Origin of the sequence: Endozoicomonas sp. G2_1, from assembly GCF_017744155.1 — a bacterium.
Taxonomy (GTDB): Bacteria; Pseudomonadota; Gammaproteobacteria; order Enterobacterales; family Alteromonadaceae; genus JAGHQT01.
Genome location: NZ_JAGHQT010000023.1, coordinates 16,126 through 42,348 on the forward strand (window position 1 = coordinate 16,126; position 26,223 = coordinate 42,348).

19 protein-coding genes are annotated in these 26,223 nt (G+C 42.7%); all 19 read right to left on the minus strand.

Annotated features, from left to right (window positions below):
* Positions 1-80: 80 nt before the first annotated feature.
* Genes J7384_RS17760 through J7384_RS17850 form a run of 19 tightly spaced genes read right to left on the minus strand, consistent with a single transcriptional unit; the run spans position 81 to position 26,195 of the window.
* Positions 81-8,084 carry a PLxRFG domain-containing protein gene (locus J7384_RS17760; RefSeq protein WP_209115888.1) on the minus strand — a complete coding sequence of 2,668 codons (8,004 nt, stop codon included), beginning with the start codon at positions 8,082-8,084 and terminating at the stop codon, positions 81-83.
* Complete coding sequence (locus J7384_RS17765) at positions 8,085-9,608, minus strand: hypothetical protein (protein ID WP_209115889.1); 1,524 nt, start codon at positions 9,606-9,608, stop codon at positions 8,085-8,087.
* Positions 9,609-9,616: 8 nt separating this feature from the next.
* A complete protein-coding gene (locus J7384_RS17770) occupies positions 9,617-10,270 on the minus strand; it encodes a hypothetical protein (RefSeq protein ID WP_209115890.1) in 654 nt (217 codons plus the stop codon).
* On the minus strand, positions 10,270-10,728 hold the full coding sequence (locus J7384_RS17775) for a hypothetical protein (RefSeq protein ID WP_209115891.1): 459 nt from the start codon (positions 10,726-10,728) through the stop codon (positions 10,270-10,272). The genes J7384_RS17770 and J7384_RS17775 overlap by 1 nt, the downstream gene beginning before the upstream one ends.
* 1 nt (position 10,729) lies before the next feature.
* Entirely contained in the window at positions 10,730-11,296 is a 567-nt protein-coding gene (locus tag J7384_RS17780; RefSeq protein ID WP_209115892.1) for a hypothetical protein, read from the minus strand.
* Between the two features lie 3 nt (positions 11,297-11,299).
* Positions 11,300-11,752, minus strand: a complete 453-nt coding sequence (locus tag J7384_RS17785) for a hypothetical protein (RefSeq protein ID WP_209115893.1) — start codon at positions 11,750-11,752, stop codon at positions 11,300-11,302.
* Positions 11,753-11,806: 54 nt separating this feature from the next.
* Positions 11,807-12,145 (minus strand): hypothetical protein, encoded by a 339-nt coding sequence (locus tag J7384_RS17790; protein ID WP_209115894.1) that lies wholly within the window; start codon positions 12,143-12,145, stop codon positions 11,807-11,809.
* Between the two features lie 12 nt (positions 12,146-12,157).
* A complete protein-coding gene (locus J7384_RS17795; protein ID WP_209115895.1) occupies positions 12,158-12,649 on the minus strand; it encodes a hypothetical protein in 492 nt (163 codons plus the stop codon).
* Between the two features lie 10 nt (positions 12,650-12,659).
* The gene (locus tag J7384_RS17800) at positions 12,660-15,587 is read right to left on the minus strand and encodes a hypothetical protein (protein WP_209115896.1); all 2,928 of its coding nucleotides are present in this window, start codon (positions 15,585-15,587) and stop codon (positions 12,660-12,662) included.
* A gap of 4 nt (positions 15,588-15,591) precedes the next feature.
* Positions 15,592-16,338: a hypothetical protein gene (locus J7384_RS17805; protein ID WP_209115897.1), complete on the minus strand. Its 747-nt coding sequence runs from the start codon at positions 16,336-16,338 to the stop codon at positions 15,592-15,594.
* Positions 16,335-16,613 (minus strand): hypothetical protein, encoded by a 279-nt coding sequence (locus J7384_RS17810; RefSeq protein WP_209115898.1) that lies wholly within the window; start codon positions 16,611-16,613, stop codon positions 16,335-16,337. The genes J7384_RS17805 and J7384_RS17810 overlap by 4 nt, the downstream gene beginning before the upstream one ends.
* Positions 16,614-16,615: 2 nt before the next feature.
* Positions 16,616-17,002, minus strand: a complete 387-nt coding sequence (locus tag J7384_RS17815) for a hypothetical protein (protein ID WP_209115899.1) — start codon at positions 17,000-17,002, stop codon at positions 16,616-16,618.
* A 60-nt stretch (positions 17,003-17,062) separates the two neighbouring features.
* Positions 17,063-20,263 carry a collagen-like protein gene (locus J7384_RS19470; protein ID WP_247741853.1) on the minus strand — a complete coding sequence of 1,067 codons (3,201 nt, stop codon included), beginning with the start codon at positions 20,261-20,263 and terminating at the stop codon, positions 17,063-17,065.
* A gap of 2 nt (positions 20,264-20,265) precedes the next feature.
* Positions 20,266-20,646, minus strand: a complete 381-nt coding sequence (locus tag J7384_RS17825) for a hypothetical protein (RefSeq protein ID WP_209115900.1) — start codon at positions 20,644-20,646, stop codon at positions 20,266-20,268.
* Between the two features lie 2 nt (positions 20,647-20,648).
* Entirely contained in the window at positions 20,649-22,856 is a 2,208-nt protein-coding gene (locus J7384_RS17830; RefSeq protein ID WP_209115901.1) for a DUF1983 domain-containing protein, read from the minus strand.
* Complete coding sequence (locus J7384_RS17835) at positions 22,856-24,475, minus strand: hypothetical protein (protein ID WP_209115902.1); 1,620 nt, start codon at positions 24,473-24,475, stop codon at positions 22,856-22,858. The genes J7384_RS17830 and J7384_RS17835 overlap by 1 nt, the downstream gene beginning before the upstream one ends.
* Positions 24,475-25,143: a DUF6682 family protein gene (locus J7384_RS17840; protein WP_209115903.1), complete on the minus strand. Its 669-nt coding sequence runs from the start codon at positions 25,141-25,143 to the stop codon at positions 24,475-24,477. Before J7384_RS17840 ends, J7384_RS17835 begins: the two co-directional genes overlap by 1 nt.
* Before the next feature lie 38 nt (positions 25,144-25,181).
* The gene (locus J7384_RS17845; protein ID WP_209115904.1) at positions 25,182-25,754 is read right to left on the minus strand and encodes a hypothetical protein; all 573 of its coding nucleotides are present in this window, start codon (positions 25,752-25,754) and stop codon (positions 25,182-25,184) included.
* Positions 25,755-25,757: 3 nt separating this feature from the next.
* Positions 25,758-26,195 carry a hypothetical protein gene (locus J7384_RS17850; RefSeq protein WP_209115905.1) on the minus strand — a complete coding sequence of 146 codons (438 nt, stop codon included), beginning with the start codon at positions 26,193-26,195 and terminating at the stop codon, positions 25,758-25,760.
* Between the last annotated feature and the right edge of the window lie 28 nt (positions 26,196-26,223).

A 26,223-nucleotide genomic window follows, 5' to 3' on the forward strand; every position in this document is an offset into this window, starting at 1 on the left:
GTATATAGAAAAAAGATCAAAAATAAAAGTATTAGCTAGCATTAGATCCCCAATACTAGCCAATAGGCTTTTATATCACATTAAAACCGCACAACGGTATCTAAATTTTTCATTCTTTTATCTAGCACCAGACCATTAACCGCTTGCTCACTGTTCTTTCTGCGTCGAGTGAGCGATCGCTCCTTAGCTTGAGCAGTAATAGCCAATTCCGGGTTGATTTTATTAAATCGGTTAATATCCTTTTGCACTTCGCCAATAAATTCTCTATCCCTTAAACGAACCGCTAACGCATACTTATTTAAAAGCACTGAACGTCTGCGCTTCAATCTCTGCTCGTGGCCTTTAACCGCACTATTGCGCTCATATTGCTCACTCACTTCAAATGGCGTGTAACCAATCATCTGCTTAAAGATATCAGCATGGCCAAGCTCTTCAATAATGTTATCACCGTTGAGCGTTTCAACGCCATTAGCAGAGTATCGAACGCCTTTCAATATGTCGCGGGCAGCCTTAGGCAATGCCGACTCAATACCACGCTCAATTTGACCTTGCCTAATAAAATCATAAGCGGTACCGGCACTAAGCGCTATTCCAAATACCGCACCAAGCACCTGCTCAGCATAATACTGTACGGTATCTCGCCCCTCCATTTCTCTATTAGGCTCTCTTAACCACAAATTATTCAAACCAATACGACTAGAAATTGTCGCACCAGTCATATAGTCCAAAATACCATTACTCGCTAACTGGCCACCAGCTACACCCAAATGGTCCGCTAAAAAGTTTCTAAATTCCACTTCAAACTCAAATGGATCATCCTCATCATCCATCACCAACTCAAGTAAATTACCTAGCGCCGAATACAATGGCAGGCCAGTAGCACCGGCAAACAATGCGGTTATTCCCATAATGCCCGCAAACTGACGCTGTGCTTGTCCTCGAACTTCAGCCGTTTCCCCCTTAAACATCTGATGAAAATCACGCCATAAACGGTATGTCATATTAACGCTATGCTGTCTAAAAATAAGGGCCACTTTCGCAAAGTCATTTTGCATAAACCGCGCTTTGTTAGAACTACTGTAATCAAAATGGGCCTCATAGGTTAAATCAATCGCTTGTTGAACAGCATCCTCATACTTTACGCCTTTAGATCTTGCTAGCTTATAAGCTGCCATCGCGGTAACTTCTCGGTTATAGCGCTCCGCGTGATGGAATAAATACCCAATTCCTTTCATCACCTTATAACCAGTCGAGTTATATTCTAAACCGCCCTCGCCAACACCGGCTAAATCATAAGTTTGGGTTTTATCAATAACGCCTGTTGCCTTAAACGCTTCAAACGCTTTTAAATCATCACCAACCAAGTGCTTATCAACGTGGCCACCTTTAACAAACATTTTAGAATATTCAAGTAATGCTTTGGCGGTTTTACCATAACCATAACGGGAACCAATAACCGGCAACGCCACCATAGGCGTTTGCATTAAGTTGGTCATAGCTGCTGCAGGTGTTATACCAAGGTACCAAGCAAAACCTAAACTAGTTAGCTGATTTGACCAAGCACTGCCCTGCGGATTCATCACCCAATCATGGCGCTTAAACATTTCATTCACTAAATCAGTAGCCTGGTTGCGTTCAGTGCTATCTAGCTTCTCAGCTTCAGTCTTCATAACCTCTAAGGTATTTAACATCTCTTCACTGTGGCGTAACTTGCTAATCTGATAAGCGCTATGAAAACTGTTATGAGCAAACGCGCGCAACGCATCCTCATGAAACCCCTTGACACCTTTGCGGTGTATTTTATGTTTACGTGCTGAAAGGTCAGGTAAGCGTTGTAAATACATTTGATAAACTTGGTCAGCCACCTCTTGGCCAATACTACCAAGCTCGCTTAAACTTGCCACCACATCCGTTAAAAACCCACTACTAACACCATCAAGTGCTTTCATATTGTCAAACTTCTTGCCAGCAAAAACCTGATTATCATCGTATTTACCTTGCTGCTCAGCTAAAAACTTCTGCTGTTCAGCTTGGCTTTCAAACATTTCAAAAACCAAGGTTTCTGGATCTTCCTCTGCTCCGTCAGTAATTCTCACCCAATAGTCGCCAAAGCGCTGCAAAGGAAAGTAAAATTCAACTTTGTTATTTTCAAAATGAGCCCTAATTTGATCGCGCAAAGCCGCCTTTTGCTTCTTATTTACCTGCAAGCTCTCAATTCTAGCCAACAATGCTTCACGCTCATCATCACGCTGCTTCTCATAATGACCACTTACCTCACTAAACAGCTGCTGCATTTCATTTGGCAAGGCTAAAAATTTTTCGCGAACACTTGGGTAATCCTTCTTGCGGTTTTGCTCAAACGCTAAACGCTTTTTCAGCTCACTAATGCGTTGCATAAACTTATTAGTTGCTTCACCGCTGCGACCTCGGGCCTGCTCATTAATAACCTTAATTTTTTCCTTTACATACTGAGCATCAATAACTGCCCCAGGATTAACCGCATCAACAAACGATTTACTATTATGATCCCATACCTTGTCATCTGTTAATGGCTGATATTCCTTACTTGGGTCAACCCCCAACTGAGTTGACTCGTGCATTAAATCAGCTAGCTCACGCGCTTTATCTGGGTACTTACCATTAAGTTCTCGCCACTTATCCACCACCGCGGCACTATCATTAATCAATTCCGTTCTATCAGCATCAAGCTGCTGAGCCAACCCCATATAACGCGCCATACTTGGTAATTTCTTACCGGCTAAATCAGCGAGATAGCGCCGAGGCAACAGCCCTAACCAATGCTTGCGCATATCACTCAACTTGTTCCCTAACGCCTTAGTTATGGCATTCAAGTTAAAGCTTGGGCTTTGTTCTCCTAACAACTTCAACGCGTTTTGGCTCGCGCGAGCCATCGGTATATTACTTAAAAGATTAGCGTCTTTGTTGCGCGCCTCAACAACCCAAGCTCGATTATTAGGGATATGGCCAGCCTCAAAAGCATCAGCCATAGAATAAACCAACTCAACCAACTCATTTTGGCTTGGAATACGTTTAGATTTCACCAACCCAACATCATGCGCCCAATCCCAAATAGCACGACCTATTTGCGCGAACAATCGCTTAAGTTGATTATAAAGGGTTTTGTGATGGCCGTGCTTACGCACCATGCCAGCTAAATTAGCAAAAAACTCTTCAGCTTTAATAGCTTCAGGTTCATGCCCGTAATTGCGATCAACGTGTTGCCATATTTCTTGCAACAACTCGTTTTTAGAAAGGCGTGTTTCAGAAAGCCGTTTTAACAGCTTGGCTTGAGTCTCTTTATCAAAGACACCAAGCCCTTTGTGAACGAATAACTCGTGTCTAAGGGTTTCTTCAATATAATTTGCTGGCAGGTTCTTGGCGAAGAGTAAAAGCGTGTTATCTCTGACATTATATGCCCCGCTTCGTCTTTTGAGCCTAGGCTCGCTTGCAAGCTCTTCGGCACTGTGATATTGCTCTGGTGACTCATATACTTTGACTCCATTTAAAGAATCTAAACCTTTGTAACGCTTTAAAAACCTATCTAAAACATTTTCTACCTGGCTAACTGTAGCACCCTTGAAGTCATCAGGTAAAGTATCGTTGACATTATAAAGCTCTACACCTTTGTCAGTTGGCTTGTGCTCAATCGCTTTAAACAAACTGTCAAAAGCAGGGTTAATTTTAGCTGCTTCAGCATCAGTCGGATATGGATAAGTCGAATTACCTTGCGCATCAACATCATTCCACCCTTTATCGCTAACGATATTGGCCAAATACTCATTCGACCATTCACGACCTTTTAACTTATCAATTACATAACGCTCAAACGATCGGGCAGTCATTTCCACCATCTGAGACCAATAAGCACTAGAGCGTCGTTTATCCAACGCTAACGCGCGTGTTGGAATATTACTGCGACTTATCGCCGTCAACAACTCAGCAAAAGCATCAGCCACTTTTGGCCGAATCACCCGTCCTATGGCATACGGGTGCTCAGTAACAAAATCAGAGCCCTTTTTCTTATACTTACCAAAGTAATTATCTAACGCGTGAAACCATTCATGCGCTAAACTACCAGCACCAGTTTTTTTGGTTAAATTAATCACCACCTTACCAGGTTCATAATGTGCTGCAGCGGCGGTTTTTCCTCCGCGCCCACGAGCGCCAAAGGCAAGCCCCAACTCGCCGTGCAAACTCAGTGCTTTCGGTGGTAACTCTAGCACCTCAGCTAAATCCATCAACGCATCATACGCTTGGTTTAAATCTTGTTGACGTTTGCCTTGTTCAACCCAATTACCAAACTCTATACCTCTAAAACCAAAAGTATCTGCAAATTCAGCGCTCGTTATATTGTTAGTACTACGAGCAGGACCTACCCGAGCAGCATTCTCAGCCTTGCGCATACTTGGCGTTGCTTTTAACTTCGTCAACAACGCCTCAACTTGCTCAGGGTTTTCATTTAAAAACGCGCGCGCCGATTTTGGATCATCAAAGTCTTTAATTCGCAAAACACCAGCGCTACTTTTCCACCCCAAATAAGGCGTTTTCGTTGCTCGATCAATATAAACACTTACTTTGCTAAATTTTTTACTCGGCAAATGGGCTTGGTGTTGTAATTCCGATTTCAACCGGGCTTGAACTTCACCCAAATCATCACTCGCCATCGAGTACAAAGTCGTTTTGCCATTTAACACATGATAAAAAACTTTTGGCGGATTATAAGTTTCTCCTTTAAACATCCCATAACGGCCCCAACCAATTTTGTATTTTGCCGCATCCTTATACTGACTCAGTGGTAAATCTGCCATCACTGGCAACATTAAAGGCAACTCTTGATGATGGTGATCAATCAATGCCATTTGCTTCACTAACTCATCAATAGTCAATTTACCAGCAAGAAATTTAGCAATATCCTTGCGAATAACATCAACCTCAACACTCCAACGCTCAAGAGTTGATTTTCTTCGAGGCTTATTCGAAATGGTTGCACGTATCAATGCGATCAAAGCCAAATTTTCTTTATCTACCCCTTGTGCCGCTAATTTTTCATAATCAGGCTGAGGAAACGACTGTGACAATGGCACCGTTTTAACATCAACATCTGCAGCCACTTGCTCACTAAACCCCTGCCACACATCTTTACGAGCACCGCCAATTTTTTCTCCATAATCCTCAATCGGTTGCTCAATATTTTCCTTGTTCACGGCATCATTCGCCAAGGTATTATCAACCTTAGCGTTGGCCGTTTTATCAACAGCCTTATCAACCGTTTCTGTGGATGATTTTTCCCCTGTCGGTTTTTCTGCTTCGTTAGTCTTAGCGTTTTTTTTACGGTTAGCTTTTGGCTTTCTCAAAGACTTATCAGTAAAAGGTTTATTGGTTTTGTCCGATTTAAGCCAAAGCTTAAACGCATCTTTACTAATCGCACTAATGGCGCCTAAACCTTGCCAACCATCATCATAATTTGCCAGGTAAGCTTGCTCCGCTTCTTCAATTGAATCAAAACCAAGCATCACCTTGTGCTCATCAAAGTCAGCTGAATGGGGGTTGATTTGGTCGACCACAAACACTAAATCACCATCGTCGGTGCCGGGCTTAATAAACACATCTACCGCATCACCATCAGCCCCTTTGGTGCCAGTAATATCGCCATAATGATGTTGCATGGTGCGCTGCCAAGGCGTTCCATCGGCGTCAACACCTTTGCGAACACTGCCTTGAGGATTTTCAACACCTACTTTAAAGCCACTGTGCTCAGATCGACCTAGCCGATAATTATTTACTTGCTTTTGTTTGTCGCTTGGCTCAGGTAACTCATTTAACGGGCTTGTCGCCGCCTCATGGGCTTTTCTATCAACCTTATTATCGAGAGTGACAACGGGTTCGCTATCTGCTTCAAGGTTTATAGGTGTAACCACTTCACCAGCGCCATAGTGCTCACCAAACTCATCTACATATTTAGTTGGCCCCAAGTCATTCACAGCCATTAATGGGCGACCATTTTCATTGGTATGGCTTGGCTCAAATTTAGGTAAGTGTTCAAACAACTGACTCGAACTATTCTCGCTGTCTGAAATCTGCAAATCTTCAGCACTTTGTTCAGTTTCTACCTGAGAAATAGCCTCTTGTTCGTTGGCGCCATTAACTTCATTAGCAACATTCTCGATCTGGATATCGGCCTGATTGTCGACCTCGCTTACAGCAACGTTAGTTAAGTCCTCTACCTCAACATCATTCTCCGCTACAACATCAGTTTCGGCATCATTATTAGCTAGCGTTGGCTCTGGTAAGGTATTAATCGCTTGTTCGTTTTCTATATTTTGCTGCCAAGCTTCTTCAACTCGTGCATTACCTTCTTGCACTCGCACAGAATGTTCCGCTTGGGCTTGCAAGGCTTGACGCTGCTTAACCTTATCCGCATAGCTTTTTGCCATATGTGCCTTAACTGGATCAACCAATACACTGTGTGATAGCTGCTTAACCGTGTTTTTATCCCCACCCTCGGCAATAGTTTTGAGTAACCTTCCAAAATCTTTCGGATTAAAAAATTCTCCGCTTTGCTCGCGTTTGGCTTTCTCTTTCAACAACCGGTCAATCAACTCACTACCATGCTGCTGATAATTACCCTGAGCATCATCAATGGCTTTTAACGTGTTGTTTTCAAATTCAGGCTTAAGTTGCAAATAAGCTTGACCATTATCACTTTCAACCACATCGTACTGCTCACTAATACCTAATTTGCTAGCAGCTGTTGTCGCGGCAATTTTACTGCTGAACTGATTGCCATCTTTGGTCAGTACAAAAGGTGATAACGCCAAGTTAACCTCACCGGTTTCTTGGTTTACTTGCTCTTCAGGACGATACCTTTTGTTGTAAGCCGTCCACTGCAAATCACTAGTATCTTTGTCTTGAACAAAGTCACCATTTTCATTTACAGGGGCTTGTATTAGTTCTGCTTCAGGCAAATTATCCTGTTCAAATGCTTGACCACTTGCTAGTGGTGTTGTTTTTCTAACTTTATCAACAACCTTTCCAACACCAGAAAAAGCAGCACCCGCCCCAGCACCCGCGATTGCTTCATTGAAAAACGCTTTATCAATATCTTGGTTAAGCTCAATATTTTCATCGATAAACTCTTGGCCAACCCGGTTTTGAGTCCGTTGCTCAATAGCACCTTGACTACCCTCTGTCACCCCTTCAATAGCAATTTTACCAAGGGCTTGCTTACCTCCTTTTAATAAGCTTTCAAGCGCTTTACCTCCTAACCCACCAAGTAGAACATTTGATGCTATTAGCTCCGGGCTAGATAAAGTCTCGTTTGCTGCCATATTGGCAATATCCGTTTTAGCGGCTTCGGCTAATTCTAAGTCACTGGCATTAGGATTTTGCGCTTTCAGTGTAAGCACTCGCTTTCTAAAGGGTTCAACTTCAATTAACTCAGGCCAATCCATAGCAAGCACCTCTTCGCGCATATCTATTGCTTGCATCCCACCGTATTGAGCATGAGCGGCACCGCCGTATGACAATACATCACCTGTCATTTTACCGTGCTTACGCGCGTAACTCTCACTTGCCTTGATTGCTAATTCATTAGCAACTTCTTTGCTTGCCCCACGTTGTAAAGCCTTATTTCTGGCAAAACCAGCAACTTTAGTTAATGCTAAAGTTCCGCCTTTAACCAATCCACCACCAATAACTAAATCGGCATTCATGCCGACCATGTCCGCTGTCGTAAGTAACCAAGTACGCCAATCCTTTGCACCATCCCCCAAAGTCAAACTGCCATCATCAGCTCTACTGACAAATTCTTTACCTAATGACTTTCTACCTTCAACACTTAAACTTTCAATTTGCTCTTGAGCACCTTGCGAACCCCAGTCTCTAACACTATCAAGACCAAACGTTTCACCAATACCGGCTACGCCTTTGTATGCTCCATGTTGCAACATATCGACAGTATCACCAATAATACCTTGGTCATTACTTTGCAAACTACTCGTGCTAGTATTGTTCAAACGCGCTTGAACATTACGATAATAATCATTATCAAATTGATCGTTCATTTAGTTACTTGCCTTACTCGCTTCGATGAGTTTTGCCAACTGCTTAAAATTTTCTTCACTACGTTCACCACCGGCGATTTTAGCTCGCAAATCGGCAATAGCCTGTAGCTCAGGCGTCATTACAAACCGCTTTTTAGGCAAGCCCAAACCTAAAGAGCCAGACAGTGCGTTTCCAATTTGTTTATTTGTTAATTGCTCCGGCTCAGGCAAAATGGCATCTAAAACAGCTTTTCCTCCGTCAACAATTTTGTCGGTGCTAGATGTTGTAATATCATAAGCTTCATTAATTAACTCTTGCTGTTTGGCTGTTTGTTGCTTCTCTTTCTGATTAACTGCCGCTAATAAATCACCTAAACCAGCACCACTATTACCCTGTTCATCCGCACTCTTCATTTGCATATACTGGCGATAACTCAACAATGGTTTTTGTTCATCTTGATCCACTAACGCATTATCAGAGATTACCACTCGATTAATTTGGTCAAGTTCTCGCAACGCACTTAAGGCATTTGAATCATTTCCCGCATTCATAACATCCTGAAAACTTACCGTTGGTTGCGCACCACCAGTTAACGGATCTGTTGCCATAAAGTTTTGTTCGTAAAGCTGCTGAAAGGTTTCCATATCTAAACCCTTCTGACCTAAAGCATCAAAGCTACCTTTAGGGTTATTTGCTTTAGGCTGCTTACCGTAACCACGGGCAACATTTAAAAGTGGCTGTAGCATTTCGCCATAACGCTTACGCACTTGAACCTGATCGATTAAATCAGTTAAAGATACTTGCATCACCTCATCACCTAGGTGATCACGACCGACGGTCATTGGCACATCGCGTCGACTAGTACCATCTTCATAATCAATTTTTAGACTCGGCACATACTTACCATTACCAACATTTCTAACAGCTTCTATTTGCTTAGCAACCGCGTTGGCACCAGTTTCAGGGTTAACACCTTCACCAGCACCAATTTCATTAGGAAAAACCCGATTCATCAGCGCGAGCAATTCTGGGTTGTTAGGAGGGTAATTAGTTTCACTAGGGTTTAAGTATTTATCCAACAACTGCAAGTCAGCTAAATGATTAGCATCCATGTACCGATTCACATCTAACACGGTACCGTCAAACGCTTTAAAATCATCTAACGTAACTTGTTGACCAGCTTGTTCTTTTAACGACAATGCTTGTAAGCCTTGTTGTAATCTCTCTTGTAATTCAGCCTTGTTTCGCTGGTTTGCTAAGTGAGCTTGCTCACCCCTTAAACTATTTATCTGCAGTTGCTGCAACTCGTCAGCGCGAGCGTTACGCTGCGCTTGCTGAGCACGAACTTCATCAGAGTTTTGATATTGCAATTTAGCTAGATTTTGCTCTGCCATCTGCTGGTTAATATCAGCTAGCCCCATACGCCGACTGTGCAGATCACGACTCATTTGATTGATTACTTTTTGTTGCTCTGCTTGCCGATCATCCCTTCTGTTATCACTGGCCAAGCGCACACCATTAATAAAACCATTTGCATCTAACATTTTTGCACCTACCCAAATAATTCTCTTGCTAAAACTGAAACGGCGACACTAGCTAATGCTCCCCAAGGCCCAGCTGCAGCACCAGCGCTTGCGGCCTCTGCCGCCGTTCCTGCCGTACTCACTGTATTTGCTAACTCTACCGCTGTTGTTGTTGCCTCGGCAGCTTCAGCAACTTCTGCCGCCGTCTGCGCAGTCTCCGCGACTTGAGCAACGTCTTTAGCAGTTTGCGCTGCTTCAGCAACTTCTGCTGCTGTTTGAGCCGTCTCTGCGACTTCTGCAGCCTCTTTTACTTGATTAGCAGCTTCGACAGCTTCACCCGCATCTAAAGCGCTGGCAATTTCTTGGCCATTTGCCAATTCACCGGCATTAGCTGCAACCTGTTCACCACCTTCAAGAGCATTAGCAATATCACCAGGGCTCGCTTGATTACCTGCATCAACAACATCTTTTGCAGCATTGGTAGTATCTTTGTAATAATCGTAACCATGCTTTCCAGCATAACCTGCAACAGTAGAATACCCAGCTTTGCGGCTTTGGCGGTTTGCATTTTCAGCATTTTGGTTCACCATTTCTCGCTGATGTTCTCTACGGGCAGCGTTGGCCAAGCCAACTTCACCTTGACGCTTAACATCATTACCCAATTCAAGTAATCCATAAGTCATTAACTTATCCCCGTATTGGTTGCCACCGCATTGCTAGCACCAGTAATAGCGTTAATTTTTCTCTGTTGGCTTGCCTGGCGAATGTTATTTTTTGCGTGAACTTTCGCAAGGGCCTTGTCAGCACTATGGTCAACCGTCAAATCTGAAAGCCCCATACGCTGCCGACGATTATTAACACTCGCTTCAGCAACATCAAAAGACTGCTCAACGTTGTCATCGACTCGACCTATTTGTTGATCAACTAGATCTCGACCTAGCGTTGCGTCAAATAACTCACCATGAATAGGCATAAAACGTTGCTGGTAATCTTGCCATTGATCACGACGAATTTGAGCGTTAAGCCGACTAGCATAGCCATCTTCACCACGATTAAAGCGATATCGAAAAGAGTAAGGGTTATTTGCATCTAATCCTTGGCGATCATCTAACGCCTCTAAGCTGCCACGAAAAGGATTCATATCAACCTCCCGATCTTAGTGTTTCAGCCGCAAAACCAAAGCCAGTTGAAGCTAATTCATTATTTTGCTGCCTGTTATAGCTATTATTAGCCGCCGCATTGGCAGCAACCTCTGCACTATTTGCAGCAATATCTTGTAAGCCTTGTTGTGCCGATGTTGCTTGACCTTCACCCAAAGCAACAATATTCTGCAAACCACCAACATAACTGTTTTGGTTATCAACTTGGCCCCGGTTTATGGCATCAGCTTGGTTTTGCCCTTGCTGGGCGGCTGTTGAAGAGTGGACGTTGATTGCCTGGCCACTATTAGGATCAATACCTTGACTGGATAACGCACGATGATTTTCATCATTAATGCTACTAAATGCTTGAGTAAACTCTGCATTAGTATCACCGGCGACACGCTCGTACTGGCTATCGTCATTCAGTGATCTAACATCTGCAATATACTCATTTTGAACAGGGACCAACCTGTCTTGATAATACTGATAACGTTCGTTGGCAATTTCTGCTGCAACCTTATCATCTTCAGTTTCTCTATCAGGGGTATCACTACCACCAATACACATAAGTCACCTTAAGCTAGCTTGGTAATCAGAAAAAGCTTCGCTTAAATAATGCCGTCTTATTGTTGGTGAAATTTCTCTCATCCAAGAATAACCGCCAACTAAATAAGCACAATGACACACAATTTCGACAATATTGTTTCGTAAAACAAAGGCTAATTGCTGTTCGTGATCATTGCCTTTTTCTAATTCATTACTGTCCAACCAAGCGTTAAAGCCGGTCGACAGTACAGCCATGAGGCTTTGATTGTGTTTTATAAAAAATGAATTATTTGGAAGTTCAATTAACATACACCAAAAGGCTCTCTCAATATGGCCTTTAGTAACTGGCTTATCACCATCAACCACATCATCAAGCAACTGGCATAATTGTCCCAAGTCAATACAATAACGTACCGCAAGGGTATTACCTTTCAAAACTCGATTAAGAAAGTTTTCTTCATCATGCAAAATACTCATATTGAGTACAATTTACACTAACAAACAAGTCACATCAATGTATGACTAATCAAGTCAAGCAATAAAATTCAAATCTAGTCGGTAGCTGGTTTTTTCGGTAATAATAGGTTTACCGGCAGGTAAATTATTAGAGTAAACAATAATTCTTGCCGAAAACTTACCTGGTATTAAATTAGGTATTCCCCCTAATCGCAAGAAAATGCTAGCCCCGCTAAAACTAATATAATTACCATCATCATCAGAGGTAAATTCTTTACCATCAAACTCAATGCCAACTTTAGTTATTCCTTGAGCACTAAAATCGAAAATAACACCATTGAGTTTCAGGTTGGTTATTTCTCTTGGGTAATTTCTACCTATATAAACGTCTAGCTTTTTTCTAAACACTTGCATGATGCCTCCTAATTAATCAGGGACATAATCAACGCGAGTTTCAATCACTGCGTTATCAACAGAAACACCGGCAGTACCTGGTGAAGTAACTTTTCTAACCCAAATAGCCATGTGCTGACCGGCTGGCAAATTTGGTCGGTTAATAGCGTTGGCAAGACCGTTAGCTGTACTAAACGAAACACCACTTGGCGCCGTGTTGATATCAGATATTGCCTGTTCAACACCATTAACAGCAGAAGTACCAGCGCCGATCGAAATAACGGTGCCTGCACTAGGTGTGTTAGAAACGATAAAGTTTCTGACTAACTGAGCTAATTCACTTGCATGCTCATTTTTAATGTAGATACACGCATACTCTGTTTTACCGTCACGCGCTTCGTCCGAAGTTGTATGGGGGAACAAATCACCGAGTTTTGCTGATGTTAACTTGTTTGATGTGATTGCACCGCCCAAACCGTTGGTAGTCTTATAGTAGGGTAACTGCGTCGCTAGAATAGTGGCCACATGACCTCCTTTAATCGTCGAATGAAATAATTGTGCTGTCGATATCGAATGAGTAAACGTCCTCAGCTAATTGCAAGCTATAAACGTCGTAGTCGATATCGAATGAAACTACATCGTTTAAACCACCAGCTACCTTGATACCGTCTAAATTACTTCGGATATCTAAAACTGAAGAAACATGAGAATATATCTGGCTTGATACGTCTATCGGGCTGCCAACGTGTTCACAAATAACGTTCGAAACGTCCAACTGGTTAGCGACAAAGGCTAAGACAGAATATCTAACGTCAACGGGAGAGCTAACAACCGCATTTATAGAGCTACGAACATCAAGTAAACCTATTGCGCTTTCAGCGATATAATTACTAACTTCAAGCCGCGAACTTACCGAGCTAATTAAGCCAGCAATAGTATTTCTAATGTCAACTTGAGCACTTACTGATTCCAGTACAACACTCGTTAACTCTATCGATGCAGCAACGTGACGCAACACTGAATTGCGAACATCTAACAAAGAACTTGTATAAGATGCGATAGAGTTACTGATCGTGGCTTGAGAGCTGACACCAGAAGCAATAGAGCTAGACAACACAACACTGCTACTAGCTTTGTTATAAATAGCATTTCTTACGTCTACGTTACTCGATACTCGATCGGCGATGTAATTTCGTACATCTAAACGAGAAACTACCGACTCAAGAGCGCTGGCAATAGCGCTTCTAATATCAACCTTAGAACTAACAAAGCCGTTAACATAATTAGAAATAGTTAACAGTGACGAGACAGAACTGACGCTAGACACAAGGTAAAACGCTGACGCAATATCGCTGCCATTCCAGCCTTTACCTTTTAGAGCTGTTTGACCAGCTTCGTTGATTTGACCGCTATCAGTGATATAAGTCAGTAAATTTGAGTCTTGAATGCCTACGCCTTTATTTTGGGCATCGCGAGTATCGGTAACATTACCTGAACCCGTCACAGTGCCGAGAGCCGCGAAGCAGCCGCCCTTGGGGATAAGGCAGTTATGCAGATCAGCATTGTTAACATTAAAAGCAACCGCACTTGTTACTGACGAACTATCAAAGATACATTCCTGTAGCTTAGTGTTGTCAGTGTTCTTACCTACAACGGCTTCCCTTGTATAACTTTTGAAAAGGGTTTTGCTTATGTTAGCTTTTTGTATAAAGCTGCAATTTATCGCTTGTGTGCTGGCTGTATCAACGACACAACTATCTATGCTTAAATTTCCATCGTTTGTATTGCCAGAAAAACTACCTAGTGTAAGATTTTTTAAGCTAAATAAACCTGACTTATTAATGATACAGTGACCACCAAAACCGTATGACTTTTGCTCTGAAACAGCGTGTTTATCTGTGTTACCAACTAGTTCTATAACAGTGCCGTCTGCGCCGTTTTTAGCTAACGTTTCACTACCAAAATATTCGTAAATGACACCATGATTAATGACGTTTAAGTTTGCACCGATACCGTTAATGAAGTTTTGAGGGGTTGAATAGTCTTTGGCGCTGCCTATTGTGTAGACTTTCTTATCAATTATCCGTTGCCACTTAGTAGTGGGGATATTATTTATTGCAGCATGATTATTCCCCGCACTATCAACGATCTTACTAACGTCATCTGTCGTGAAATCCCAGTTATTTAGCACTGTCCCGTCACTAGTCTCATAACTTGCCGAATAAATTGCACCAGTAAAACGAAAGTTTGAGTAAGAAGTGTTAAAGCCGAGAATAGGGTCAAGCGTAACGTTAGACCAAGACATTTCTAAATTGCCATTGATACGAATGCTTATCTCCGTGCCGCTGCGCTCTATAGTTAAATCATAATCCTGATTTTCTAGTAAAACCGTTTGACCGCTTAGTCTTTGGTTATCAATTCGGCAATCAAGCCTGTGGTTAGTAGTTGAAATCGATATAAAATCTAAACCACTGCTATTGCTGTACACACCAATGAGCATTTGAAATGTATTTGCGATGGTGTTGTGCTTGTAGTCAAAGCGACATTTTAGTTTTGCTCCATCGGCAATAACTATAGGCGTAGCTATTGTTGCAAAGGTGTTATTGCCAAATTGATAACCTACAATTCGATCAGCTTGTGTTTTATAGCCAGAGTCAGTAAAAAAGTTGTTTAGCGTTGCGATATAACCGCTAAAATGACAAGCAACAGAGTCACCACGGGTTTTGTTAAATTCCCAGTAGCGAGAGTTTCTATGGTCTAACTTATCAAGGTATTTAAAATAAGCGAACGATAACGACTTTGTAGCCCCGCTATCTGCTTGTCCTAATTTATCCAGCGTTAAACCCGCTGTGACTGACTTTGTTTGTTTTAAAACGCCGTCGATATACAAGCTGTAGTTTGTTGAATTAGGCTCTTTAACAAGTTTTAACGTAAACCACTCGCCAATTTCGATTCCCGTAGGGTTAAATCTAAGCTCCGCTGTTGACGCTGTTTTCCAAATTAATAAATTGTCACTTTTCCTAAAAATAACACGGCCTGACCCCATCAGGGCAACAACATCAAATTGAGACGCACTATTAATTTTTAATCTTACTTCATATTCATAGCTACTCGCTGAAACAGTACCAGCAAATGTTGTTGCATCAAAAGTAATGTTATCGTCGACACCATCAGTGGTAATACAATAATCGTCGTAAAAATTTTCGGTTGTTTGAAACAAACTAAATGGATCACTGTCTATTCCATTAGGTTTAGCCGCTGTCCAAGTAGCGCTAACTCGCTCGCCGCTACTGGCGGCAACACCTATTAAATTTGCACTATCGAAAGTTTCGCCAGTCTCACCTGTTATACAATTAGTTACTGTCGTGCCATCATCAAATTGACATGTCAATAAATTTGCCGTAGCAGGGTTATCATAGTTTACGCTAATAGGACTGGCGACTTGGCTAGCAAAAACAGTCATAAGATTAACTCACTGCATATTCTGCTATTGCTGAAAACTCGCGGTCGTATTTGCTTGCTACGCGATATTTAACGCGACGAAGTAAATCACTGTTATTCACTGTTAGCGTGATAGGTGCCGTTTCACTCGCCTTTAACGCGATACTGCCACGGATACGAGAATCAACAGCGTAATCGTCATCGTCATTGTTTTTAGTTAGCGCAGTAACCGTAAAAACATCATCGTATTGCGAAGCGTTCGACACCGTAATGGTGACTTTGTGTTTTTCTCGCGCACCGTTATTGATCAAGTAGTGGGTATCATCACCGGTTGTTATGCTTGTACTCGCTAATATAGTTTTAGGTGTCAATGACGCTTTTGCTTGGTCAAACTGCTGTTGTGTTGCCGATTCAAAAGGTTTATGTGCACCGTTGGCGAAAGCAATTGCTGCGTTTTTGAGGTTAGTAAGGGCAGCGCTAACTGTGACTTGAGTTCCGTCAAGTAGCGTCACATTGCCCTCACTGGCAGAAAGTGCAATCATAGCATCAAGCATTGCGCTTACATTGCTCGGGTGACCGTCTATAAAATTGAACTCTCCACCTCGTAACTCGTCATAAGTCGCCGCTTGTAAATCACCCGAGTGGTTTTTAAAGTAACTGTACAGGCCATTGGCTACCACAAATATTTTCATTTGAGAGCCACTGATAAGCTTAGTTTTACTAACCGAGTATGACTTAGCCGTCGCTAAATCCGGAAAATCTGAAAGGTTCAATGTGATTTCCTCTTATATAAAAAATTATCATTCTTAAAGCGCCTAAAATCAGCGTGTTCAAAGCCTAAACTAATGAACAGTGATGCGAATGCACGCCAGTCTTGACGAGTAAATTCATTGATGCAAAGCAGCCCTTCTACGTGTGGGTTACCATCGATGACTGATACATGACCCGATCCATCAAAAGTGCCGTCATCACACATACGTCTTGCTCTAATACCTACTATTTCAAAATGCCAATCGCCAAAAACGATAACGTGCTTAGGTGTTTTCATTGCTAATACCTAGTAACTTGCTTTTTACCTTCATCGCGCTCAATGCTTTTTTCACAATGATTTGCGTCCTTAAATATCTCGATCGCAACTAAGTCAACTTTGTTTGCAATAAACGTCCATTTTGATCCACGTTTCCTCGCTTTACCTAAACGACTAGATAACGTATCGTCAGGGTCACCGCCAGTTTGAGCGCTACGATAGTTATCTAACCCTTCAAAACAGTTAATACCCCATCGTTTTACCTTGCCTTTTCCAAATAGGGCGCACAGCAAAGCAACCAAATTAATAACAACCGAAAGCAACGACATAACAAGTGCCAGCACCAGGAAAACAAATAACCAAAACAATGCTTCACTTTTAACGAGAACAAAAAAAATCAAACGCTTCACTTTATAAACTCCCAATAAAAAAGGTCGCCAAAGCGACCTAATAAAAAACAGGTAAATACATTAACCGCACTTATAAATAACAGCGATTTGCTTTACTTCATCGGGCGACTCGAATGAGACGTTTTGCCGGGACTCAGCGACTGTAAAATTCCTGACGATATCATCACTTTGCTTCATACCTTTGCCCGCAGTACTTGATGTTGTGATCAAGTCGCCAATCTCTATGTCACCGTTTTCCCCGATAACATTCACTAAACCTTCTCCAACTGCGTTAACGGTCACTAAATCATACGCAAGGCCAATAATATGTTCGTCATCGCTGCCGATGATTGCATCAGGTGCATTGTCTGCTGTTAACGGGACGCGTTCTACCAATACACCGCGGGCAGATTTCTGGTTAACCTTAGTAGACTGGCACATCGCTGTGACCGTGCTTGATATACTACTGGTGTAAACCAAACTATCATCACAAAGGATATCACCAGGCACCAACTCCACATGCTCTTTGGCAATTAGGCCATGGTGAGCGCCGGTAACCGAGGTCAAACTTCCTTGAACGTGAACATTCCCGCTAAAATATGTATTATGCCAAGCTCTTATCTTCCATGTTGTACCTGAAAGTGCAGCGTATAAGTAAATCCGGCCATCACTTCTGGTGCTGACGTAAGAGCTTTTACCCGCTTGACTACCTGTACCTTTGATACCAATCGTTGACTCGGCAATGGGATTTCCACTACTGCTTGTATCTATACCTACATTTAAGTAAGCCCCGTTTGAATATGTCGCTGATAAACCTTGTTCGTATATACCTCGCCCTCGGTAGAGGAAGGTGCCTAAACTCGCCGACCAGCTAAAGGCAGCATCACCACTGGGCTTAATAAAACGAACATTTGGTGCATAAAAATCTAGAGCGCTTAACGTGGGCGAGCCGTTAAAATGAATACCCGTAACTTGGTTACTAGAGTTAGAACCAATGTAATTAACGGCAAGTTTGTCAGTAGTGACACTGTTAGCAGCAAGAGCTAAAGCACCCACACTACCTTGAACCAGTAGGTTACCGTTTATAACTTCAGTAACCAGAACCCAAGACGAACCGTTCCAATACCGTGTTTGAGCAAAACCGGTTGAAGGATAACTAAGCGTGACCCTGTCCAATAACACTTTTGAATAGCCGGCTGATGTTATTGCTGCATCAGCAGCAGAGTTAGACCAACCATTATTAACTCTGTAAAAATGAGCACTACCTCTACTACCACCCGGTCCCGTTGGACCTCTGGGTCCCGTTGGACCTCTGGGGCCTGTTGGACCTTGTGGACCTCCCGGGCCTGTTGGGCCTGTTGGGCCTGTTGGGCCTGTTGGGCCTGTTGGACCTGTTGGACCTTGCGGACCATCTTGGCCTCTTCGCCCCATGATTTCCTCTAAGCTAACCTCTTCACCGTTAACTTCTTCAAATCTAGGACGAGCAAAAAATGATTCATGAGACTGGTTAGTTACATAGTATCGATACACACGTTGAGTTTGACGTGTTGCTCCGGGTTTGTTGCGAAAATCATTACCGGATCTAACTTTCAAGCCAGTAATAGGGTCATAGACACCACTAATGCCAGTGTTCCCACCGCTATAGCCGCTGCCATGGATGACGCCTACCACTAAGTACCACTTATTCATTTGAGGCAAATCACCAGACCAGAAATATGGATTGGTGTTTTGCCCTCCCCCACTAACGTTGTTAGTGTTAGCCCCATCACAACCTAGATAGTTAGTTAAAGCCGTCCCCGTACTCTTCATCCATACACAGGTTCGATAACTCTTAGTGTGATCTATACCGTAAACATGGGCGTTCCAACCACCATCCGAAGAGTTATCGCCTTTAGTTGCGTGCCAAACTGGCTCTGTAGTACCTAAAGGGCCTTGTAACAGTTCAACCTTGTTTTCATCTGAAAAACCATTTTGGGAAAAACGACCTTGGGTTCCTGAGCGACCAACAACCCAGTGCTCGGCAGCGCGTAACAAATTAACGTAGCCACTTTCACCAAGTATACGAGTCCAAGTATAAAGGCTAGCGTTTGAAGAATCAGTTTGACTGAAATCAGTGTATGTGCCGATGTAGGCTTTGCCATCAGGACTTTGGCTAAACCCGCCGCCGCTACCATCGTCAGCATAAGCAATATGTAAATAGGTTGTTTGGCCGTTCGCACCGTTAGCACCCGGTATACCTCGGTTGCCTTGGGGACCTTGTGAGCCTCTCACAAGCTGCCAACTATAAGATGACGGGTTGGTGGAGTCTGTGGGGCTACTATCCACATAGGTTCCTATGTAGGATTTTCCAGATGGACTTTGGCTAAAACCACCCCCACTAGCGTTATCTGCATAAGCAATATGGAAATAGCTAGGCCTCCCGTCGGCACCAGCAGGTCCTTGTATACCTGTATCACCACGAGGACCTTGCAGACCCTGTAAACCTCGTGGTCCCTGTGGTCCCTGTGGTCCTTGCGGCCCTTGAGGACCCTCAACAAGTACCCAAGTGTATCGAGACGGGTCTGTCGAATCTTGGTGAACAAAGTCAGAATACGTGCCCATGTACGATTTACCATCAGGGCTTTGGCTAAAACCTACGCCAAGTGCTGTGTCGGCATAAGCGATGTGCAAGTAGCTAGTCTCGCCATTGGCCCCGTTAACACCAGGTATACCCTTGTCACCCGCTGGGCCTTGTGACCCTTGCGCTTGAATCCAGTTATAATCACTAGGGTCACTAGAGTCAGCCGCCGTAAAGTCGGAGTAAGTACCGATATATGCCTTTCCTGCAGGATTCTGACTGAAGCCTGCACCACTTGAATCGTCGGCGTAAGCTATATGGAAATAACTGGGACGACCATCTGCACCAGATGGACCTTGAACCCCTTGAGGGCCAGATGGACCTTGCGCACCAGCAGCACCGTCCTCTCCTCGTATCTTCGACCAATCAAAAATACTAAAATCAGTTATTTGGCTAAGTTCGGTCAATGCTTTTCGTTGACCTGGGGCAAAGCCTATCCATTTTTTCCCGGTGCTATCCGTGATGCTTGCATTGGTACCGGTGTTATCGTCGGCATATACACGCCACAAATGATAAGCCGGATCTAACGGCTCAGCGTTAAAATCAATTAAATAAAGCTTATTTTCAAAATTGCCATAAACCTGTGCTTGCTTCAATACACCATTTTGATTGATGTAAACGCTGTTTATTTTGCGTAACGCACCTTGGTGATTAACTGCAGACATAATTACTCTTGAATAACTAGCACAATATCGCCGTGCTTCGTTGAACCAGCACTAGGCACCGATGTAGACACCTGCATTTGAGAACCCAATCGGTTTAACACCTCTGACACTTGCGCCATTAAACGCGCGTTGGGGTTTAATGATGTATTACGCATAATCGCATAATCACTATTAGTTAAATTTGAGCCTTTATATTCATCAAAAAGAGTTAATGTATCGTCAGAATTAATACTTTCTACTTCGAGGATTTCACCGTTAACAATTAACGCATCACCTGGTAAAGGCTTTTGCGCTGCCGTTAACCATAAGCACCCAACACCAGTAACATTTTTGCTACCACTTGCAACATTTATCTTTCCAGCTCTATACCAATTTGAGGCCATTATTACTCCAATGCTTTTACCGCGCCGCTATCACCGGCGCTCTCTAAATAAAGCCCTTGCACCTTGTCAAAGGTAGAACCTCGTTTAAATACATCAGCCACTATTGCTGATTGTTGTACTCTGACCCAATCATTTACCTGAGGAACCAAGACTACTTTGAATGTTTGCACCTGATTAGAAACAGGAACTAAGCAACCTAGCTGAGGGGTTACGCTACCTTCTTCCTCAACATTATGAGAATGAAAATGCTGTCGTTGACTACCGTTTAAATACAAGTAAACGTCAAAGTTACTACTACTACCGCCGCCGCCTTGGTGATCTAAACTAATTCCACTAACAACCAATATCCTGTTTTCTATGCTGCCAAGCACACCAGGCTTAATTTCACCTTCTATCAACACGTACCGTTGACTTGGCCCCACATCGTGGTCTTTGGGAACAACAACAACTGTTCTATCAACAACATCACCGTCCACATTTCTAACGCTGAGCGTGCCTTTGATATCGCAATTTTCATTGATTACAACGTTATCAAGTTCACCACTGGTAGCTCGAATAACACCGTGAATTCTGGCATTAAGGGTTTCTAATAAGCCGGTAGAGGAAATTTTGGTGCGATCATTAATGTTTAGGCTTGTGCCTGTTATCGAGCCACCATTTATGACTGGTGACTCAATACGTATACTCGCGGCAATTTTTTCTGCAACGATATTGGCAGCTATTAACGTGTAAATAGCTGCGGTGTCTATCAACGCCTCTTTAATAACTGTTTTTCCGTCTTTGATCACAAACGGAAATACCGGTGAACCATTACCACCAGTCACAGCAAAAGCTTGGCTATCAACTAAAAAGCTGGTTGCGGTACCATCATTGTAAAAGCCAACACCGCCGCGCAAGTCGTTAACATTTGTCTTAATACCCCATTGAGCATTATATTCACCTTCGTTAGTTGCAACTGTTTGCGTAAGTGTTTGTAAATTAGCTCCATAATCCCCAACCACCGAACTTAAATTAGTGATTTCTGTACTTCTCGCGCGGTTTTCTTCAGTTTGGGTTTGCTGAAAGGTTTGCAACGCTGATGATGTATCTGACAGCGTACTATTTAATGTCCTAATCGATGAATTAATTGTTCTGTCAGCACTAGCAACAGCTTCAGCAAATTCCTGAATAGTAGAGCTATTACTGTTAAAATTAACTCTGATATTATTAATGCTGGTAGCGAGTGCACCACTTGGGCTTGTTAATGCCAGATTGTAAGCATCTATTTTGGCGTCAATCGTATTTTCGGCCAGGCCATTATCTTCCCAATGGCTTTCAAGTACTTCAATGCGATTAACATAGGCTTGATCGGCATTTACAGCGGCATGTACTCCACCACTTAATTTAGCGTAATTTTTATCAAACTTAACTTTTATCGCTTCTTGCTGGTGATAGCTATCTAGCGCATTCATTAATTGCTGCTGCGCTAAAAGCTCCATTAAATCATCTGTACCCTCAATTAAGCTTAAAAGTGGCGAATCGCCTAAAACGTCAGCACCGTGATAGATTCGATGAACATTTTCAACTTCTCTTAACTCACTTCTGAGCCATTGATAATTTTCACCTTGGTAAATATCAGCACTATATTCTTCTAGTACTTCTAGCGGCGTTCGATAAGTTGTCGCTAAACTGCCATTAGTATCATGAATAGGTCCTGATACTCCGGCTTTATTAACGTGACGTATCCAGTAAACAAAGCTCTGACCACTATCAACATAATCAGTAATCAAATTACCTTGTACCGTTAACACCCTAACAGCCATTGAAAATGCAGGAGCAACATGTGCTCCATCGCCACTTTCTACGTAAGGTGTGCCATCATCCTCCAAATGGACGCGCAATCTGAAAATTTCCGTTAGCGCATACCACCTATCATCGGGATCAGGTTCGTTCCAACGCAAAAAAACGGTATTAAATGTTGGTAGTACCTCAACTCCTGTAGGTGCACTTGGTAATGAATAATCACCTGAGTTATCAAATTCAAACTCCAAGACACCCCGGTTTCTAGAAAGGTTAATACCTTTCGCATCAACCAAGTCCCGTATTAAAACAGCTCTATCTAAACCACTGCCTGATTGACCAGATAACTTCTGTAAGATATCAACGATAGAACGTTGACTAGCATCGGCACCTCTTGGCAGAGTAATACCAGGTAACGTTGTCTTGCCCATTAATAAAGTTCAGCCATACTGTTAGCTAAAATCAGGCGACGAATATGAGCGCTACCAGTTAACTTAAACTGCCACTTATCGGCAAGTACACCTGGCAACCTAAACCTATTGTCGGTTAACCCTCCTTTGGCCACATTCATCACTTCAACACCATCGGCAATTAAAATAAACCCAACTTTTTCAGGTTCATCGGTGTCAATAAAACAGCAACTTAAACTATAAACGCCAAGTACAAAAACCTTACTCAGCCAACTGTAATCAAGTCGTTGGCCACTTCCTTGAGAAAAATTAACCAGCTTGTTATTTACCATCAGGTAAAGCGCATCATCAAGCGGATCGCTATAACCGGCAGACGCGTAAAAATTTAACCTTGTAAACGCATTCGCGCGCACATCATAAATAAAACCGCCATCGCCTTGACCGTTGCCTAATGAATCACCGTAAAAACCAAAATAGTAACCGTCGAAGACATAAGCGTGAATAGTATTAGGCTTATATTGTTGCCACAGCCGTTTATCAAGACTTTCCTCAGTTAACAAGCTAACACCTTGAGAACTAACCGCAACTAAGCCTTTGCTACACGCATAAATGACCTGATCACCCAAATCGACCATCGACCGCTTACTGACACAACCTAGACGCATTTCAAGTTTTCTAGGTGTCATAGCATCGGGGGATACACCTGAAAATAGATAGGGATAACCTTCTGTTGCCACCACCAAAGCGCTATCAGTAGCAGCTATAGCAACAACATCGTGCTCAGTGACATTTCTATTAGCAATCGGCCAAGCATACGCTAAAAAAGGCTCGCTAAAGCACACTTCATTACCAGCAAACCCGGCTAAAAAGCCACCAGGTAAATTAACAATGCCTTTCATATTAGTCGGGGGCAAATCATAGCTATCGGTTTCAAGGGCGCCACCTAAAGCACTGTCGGCAACATCGTCAATAAAACTACCTAACGACAAGCCGATAGTAGCAACCAACCTAAAACCAACACTATTAATCGTACTTACACTTCTGTAAATGCGCTTGCTAACTAAATTGTGTCTATTTTCAGTTGGTACCGGAACCGTCAACGTCACCTTATCATCGTCTTGAGTAAGCGTAACCTCATCACTTACAGGGCTAGCTGCCCCTTCCTCACCATAACCATTAACAAACGTCATCACATAAACACGACTAATATCATCATCGATATTATTTGGATCAGGGTCATTGGCGGTCACACTTGCTATCACAAGTTTTTCTTTAGGCGCTGGCACCCCTAACTCATAGTCAGCACCAGGCAAAGCGCTTGGCCCAAGTGCAATATCATTGCTCGTTACTTTTGGTTTACCGTTACCAGTAATATACACTCGACCAAAGTTATCTTGAGCTATTGGGCTTGGGGCAACATCAACATCGTTAGAGAACGAAAACCAATGCCCGCGCTCATACCAATACAGGCTATTAACGATACCTGACACCAAAACAGCGCTAATCTCAACATCATCATATAAAGGCATTAGCTCGCCGGTTTTAATGATTAGATTATCAGCAGCTGACGCATAACTTTCAGGTAGTCGTTCTACCGGAACTAACGGCATAGCCCCTGCAAAGCTATTAACTGTAATCACTAGGCTTTATCCGCGCTGTTCATAGAATAACCAGAATCACCCTCAAGCTTAATACCTAGCCCGTGATAAAATGCCTGATAGTGTCCTTGTGCTCGACTGCCATTCCCCGCATATTGCGTGTCTTTTGAATAAGCGCGATATAACACCCAATCAAGAATAGCCGGTGCATAGGTATCATCTAAGTGAATTGTCTGTGTCGAAGTATCAATATCGGCATCTAATATTGTAATTTTACTAGGGGCAACAGTGTAACTAGCTAAAACATTGGTGCCGTTGGCCACTGGTGGATATAAGTAAAATCTGGTTGGGTCTGTATTGTCATAAACATAGTGCTGAGCTTCGCTGACAACATTGGTATCATCATGCCAATACTCAACTTGCTCATCGAGCCATTCAACATTAATAGCCGTAATAGCTCGCTTTCTACCATCCATATTTCGAATGACTTTACCAAACCGAATAGCATTAGCAGGTAATTCTTGCAACGTTCCCCGCTGACAAGAAAACGAAGCGGTTACAACTTTAGCGTCTGGCCTTTTGTTTACTACCTGCAAATGAGCTTCATTAATCCAATTTAAAAACTCTTGAAAACCCCATCTAACACCAGTGTTATCTTGAGTCATTCGACCAAACTTGTACCAAAGGTCAGTTACTTTTACGGTTGCCATAAAATCCCCAATAAAAAAGCCGCTATAATTAAGCGGCTTTAATAAAATCTATGCTTCACGGTTTTTTTAGAATGCCGAGCATTCTTATTCAAACGTTCTCGACGAGCGGCCCGATACCCTTCACTAAACTTATTTTCGTGATAGGGAACCATATTCGGATTAGACCAAGACTTATCTGGCTGCCTTAGTAGACGCACCAAAGCGCCAGAAACAATCGCCTCTCGATAGTTCTCAAACAAGCTTTCACTAACATCATCACCATCACTATCTGGCTTAACACTGGCAAACACCTTTAAAGGCTTAGAGTCGGTAATATTGTTCAGTAACAACAGCTGACCGCGCTCAGGCTCTTCGTAATCAACATTGGCCTTAAGTACAATCTCACCGTCTTCGGTTTGTACCTGTACTAATCGACACACGATTAAGCCCGCAGGCAAACTATACCGATATAACTGATCACCTAACTCACTTAACCTAACTTCTACACGCCAATAGTCAGACTCTTGACAGAACTCTTGTAGTGAGAGGCGCAGAATATTACGTGCAATAAAATCAGGAACGCCATTAGCTTCAAGTTTCAAAAGTGGCAAAAGCTCGTCTAAGCAACGCATAAATTAACCACCTAAGTGCTCTTTAGCGTAAACCAATACCTTTTTACGACGCTCTGAAAGCTTTTCACCTTCTTCAAATTGAACATCGCCAAAGCCATTATCTTGCACCCAAGCATCAAACGCAGCGTTAGTTTTTAGACCTTCTAAAACCTCCGATAACGTTGGTTCATTATCTTCGTTATCAACTGGTGCTTGGCTCACTGCTTCTTTAGGCTCATTACCAACAGCACTTTCGCTAACTTTCAACTGCTGATATTCAGCTTTAAGCTCATCACTTACTTCGTTTTCTTTCAACCAAACATCAGGGAAACGCAATAACACTTCAGCGTTAGCCAACGGCACCTGTTTTGGCTCAAACGGTTTAAACAAAAGGCCACTACCGCTGACCGTATCGCGCTTAACAGCTTTGCTGCCAATATAAACCACAGATAAATAACTCATTATCACTTTCCTCTATCAAAAACACACA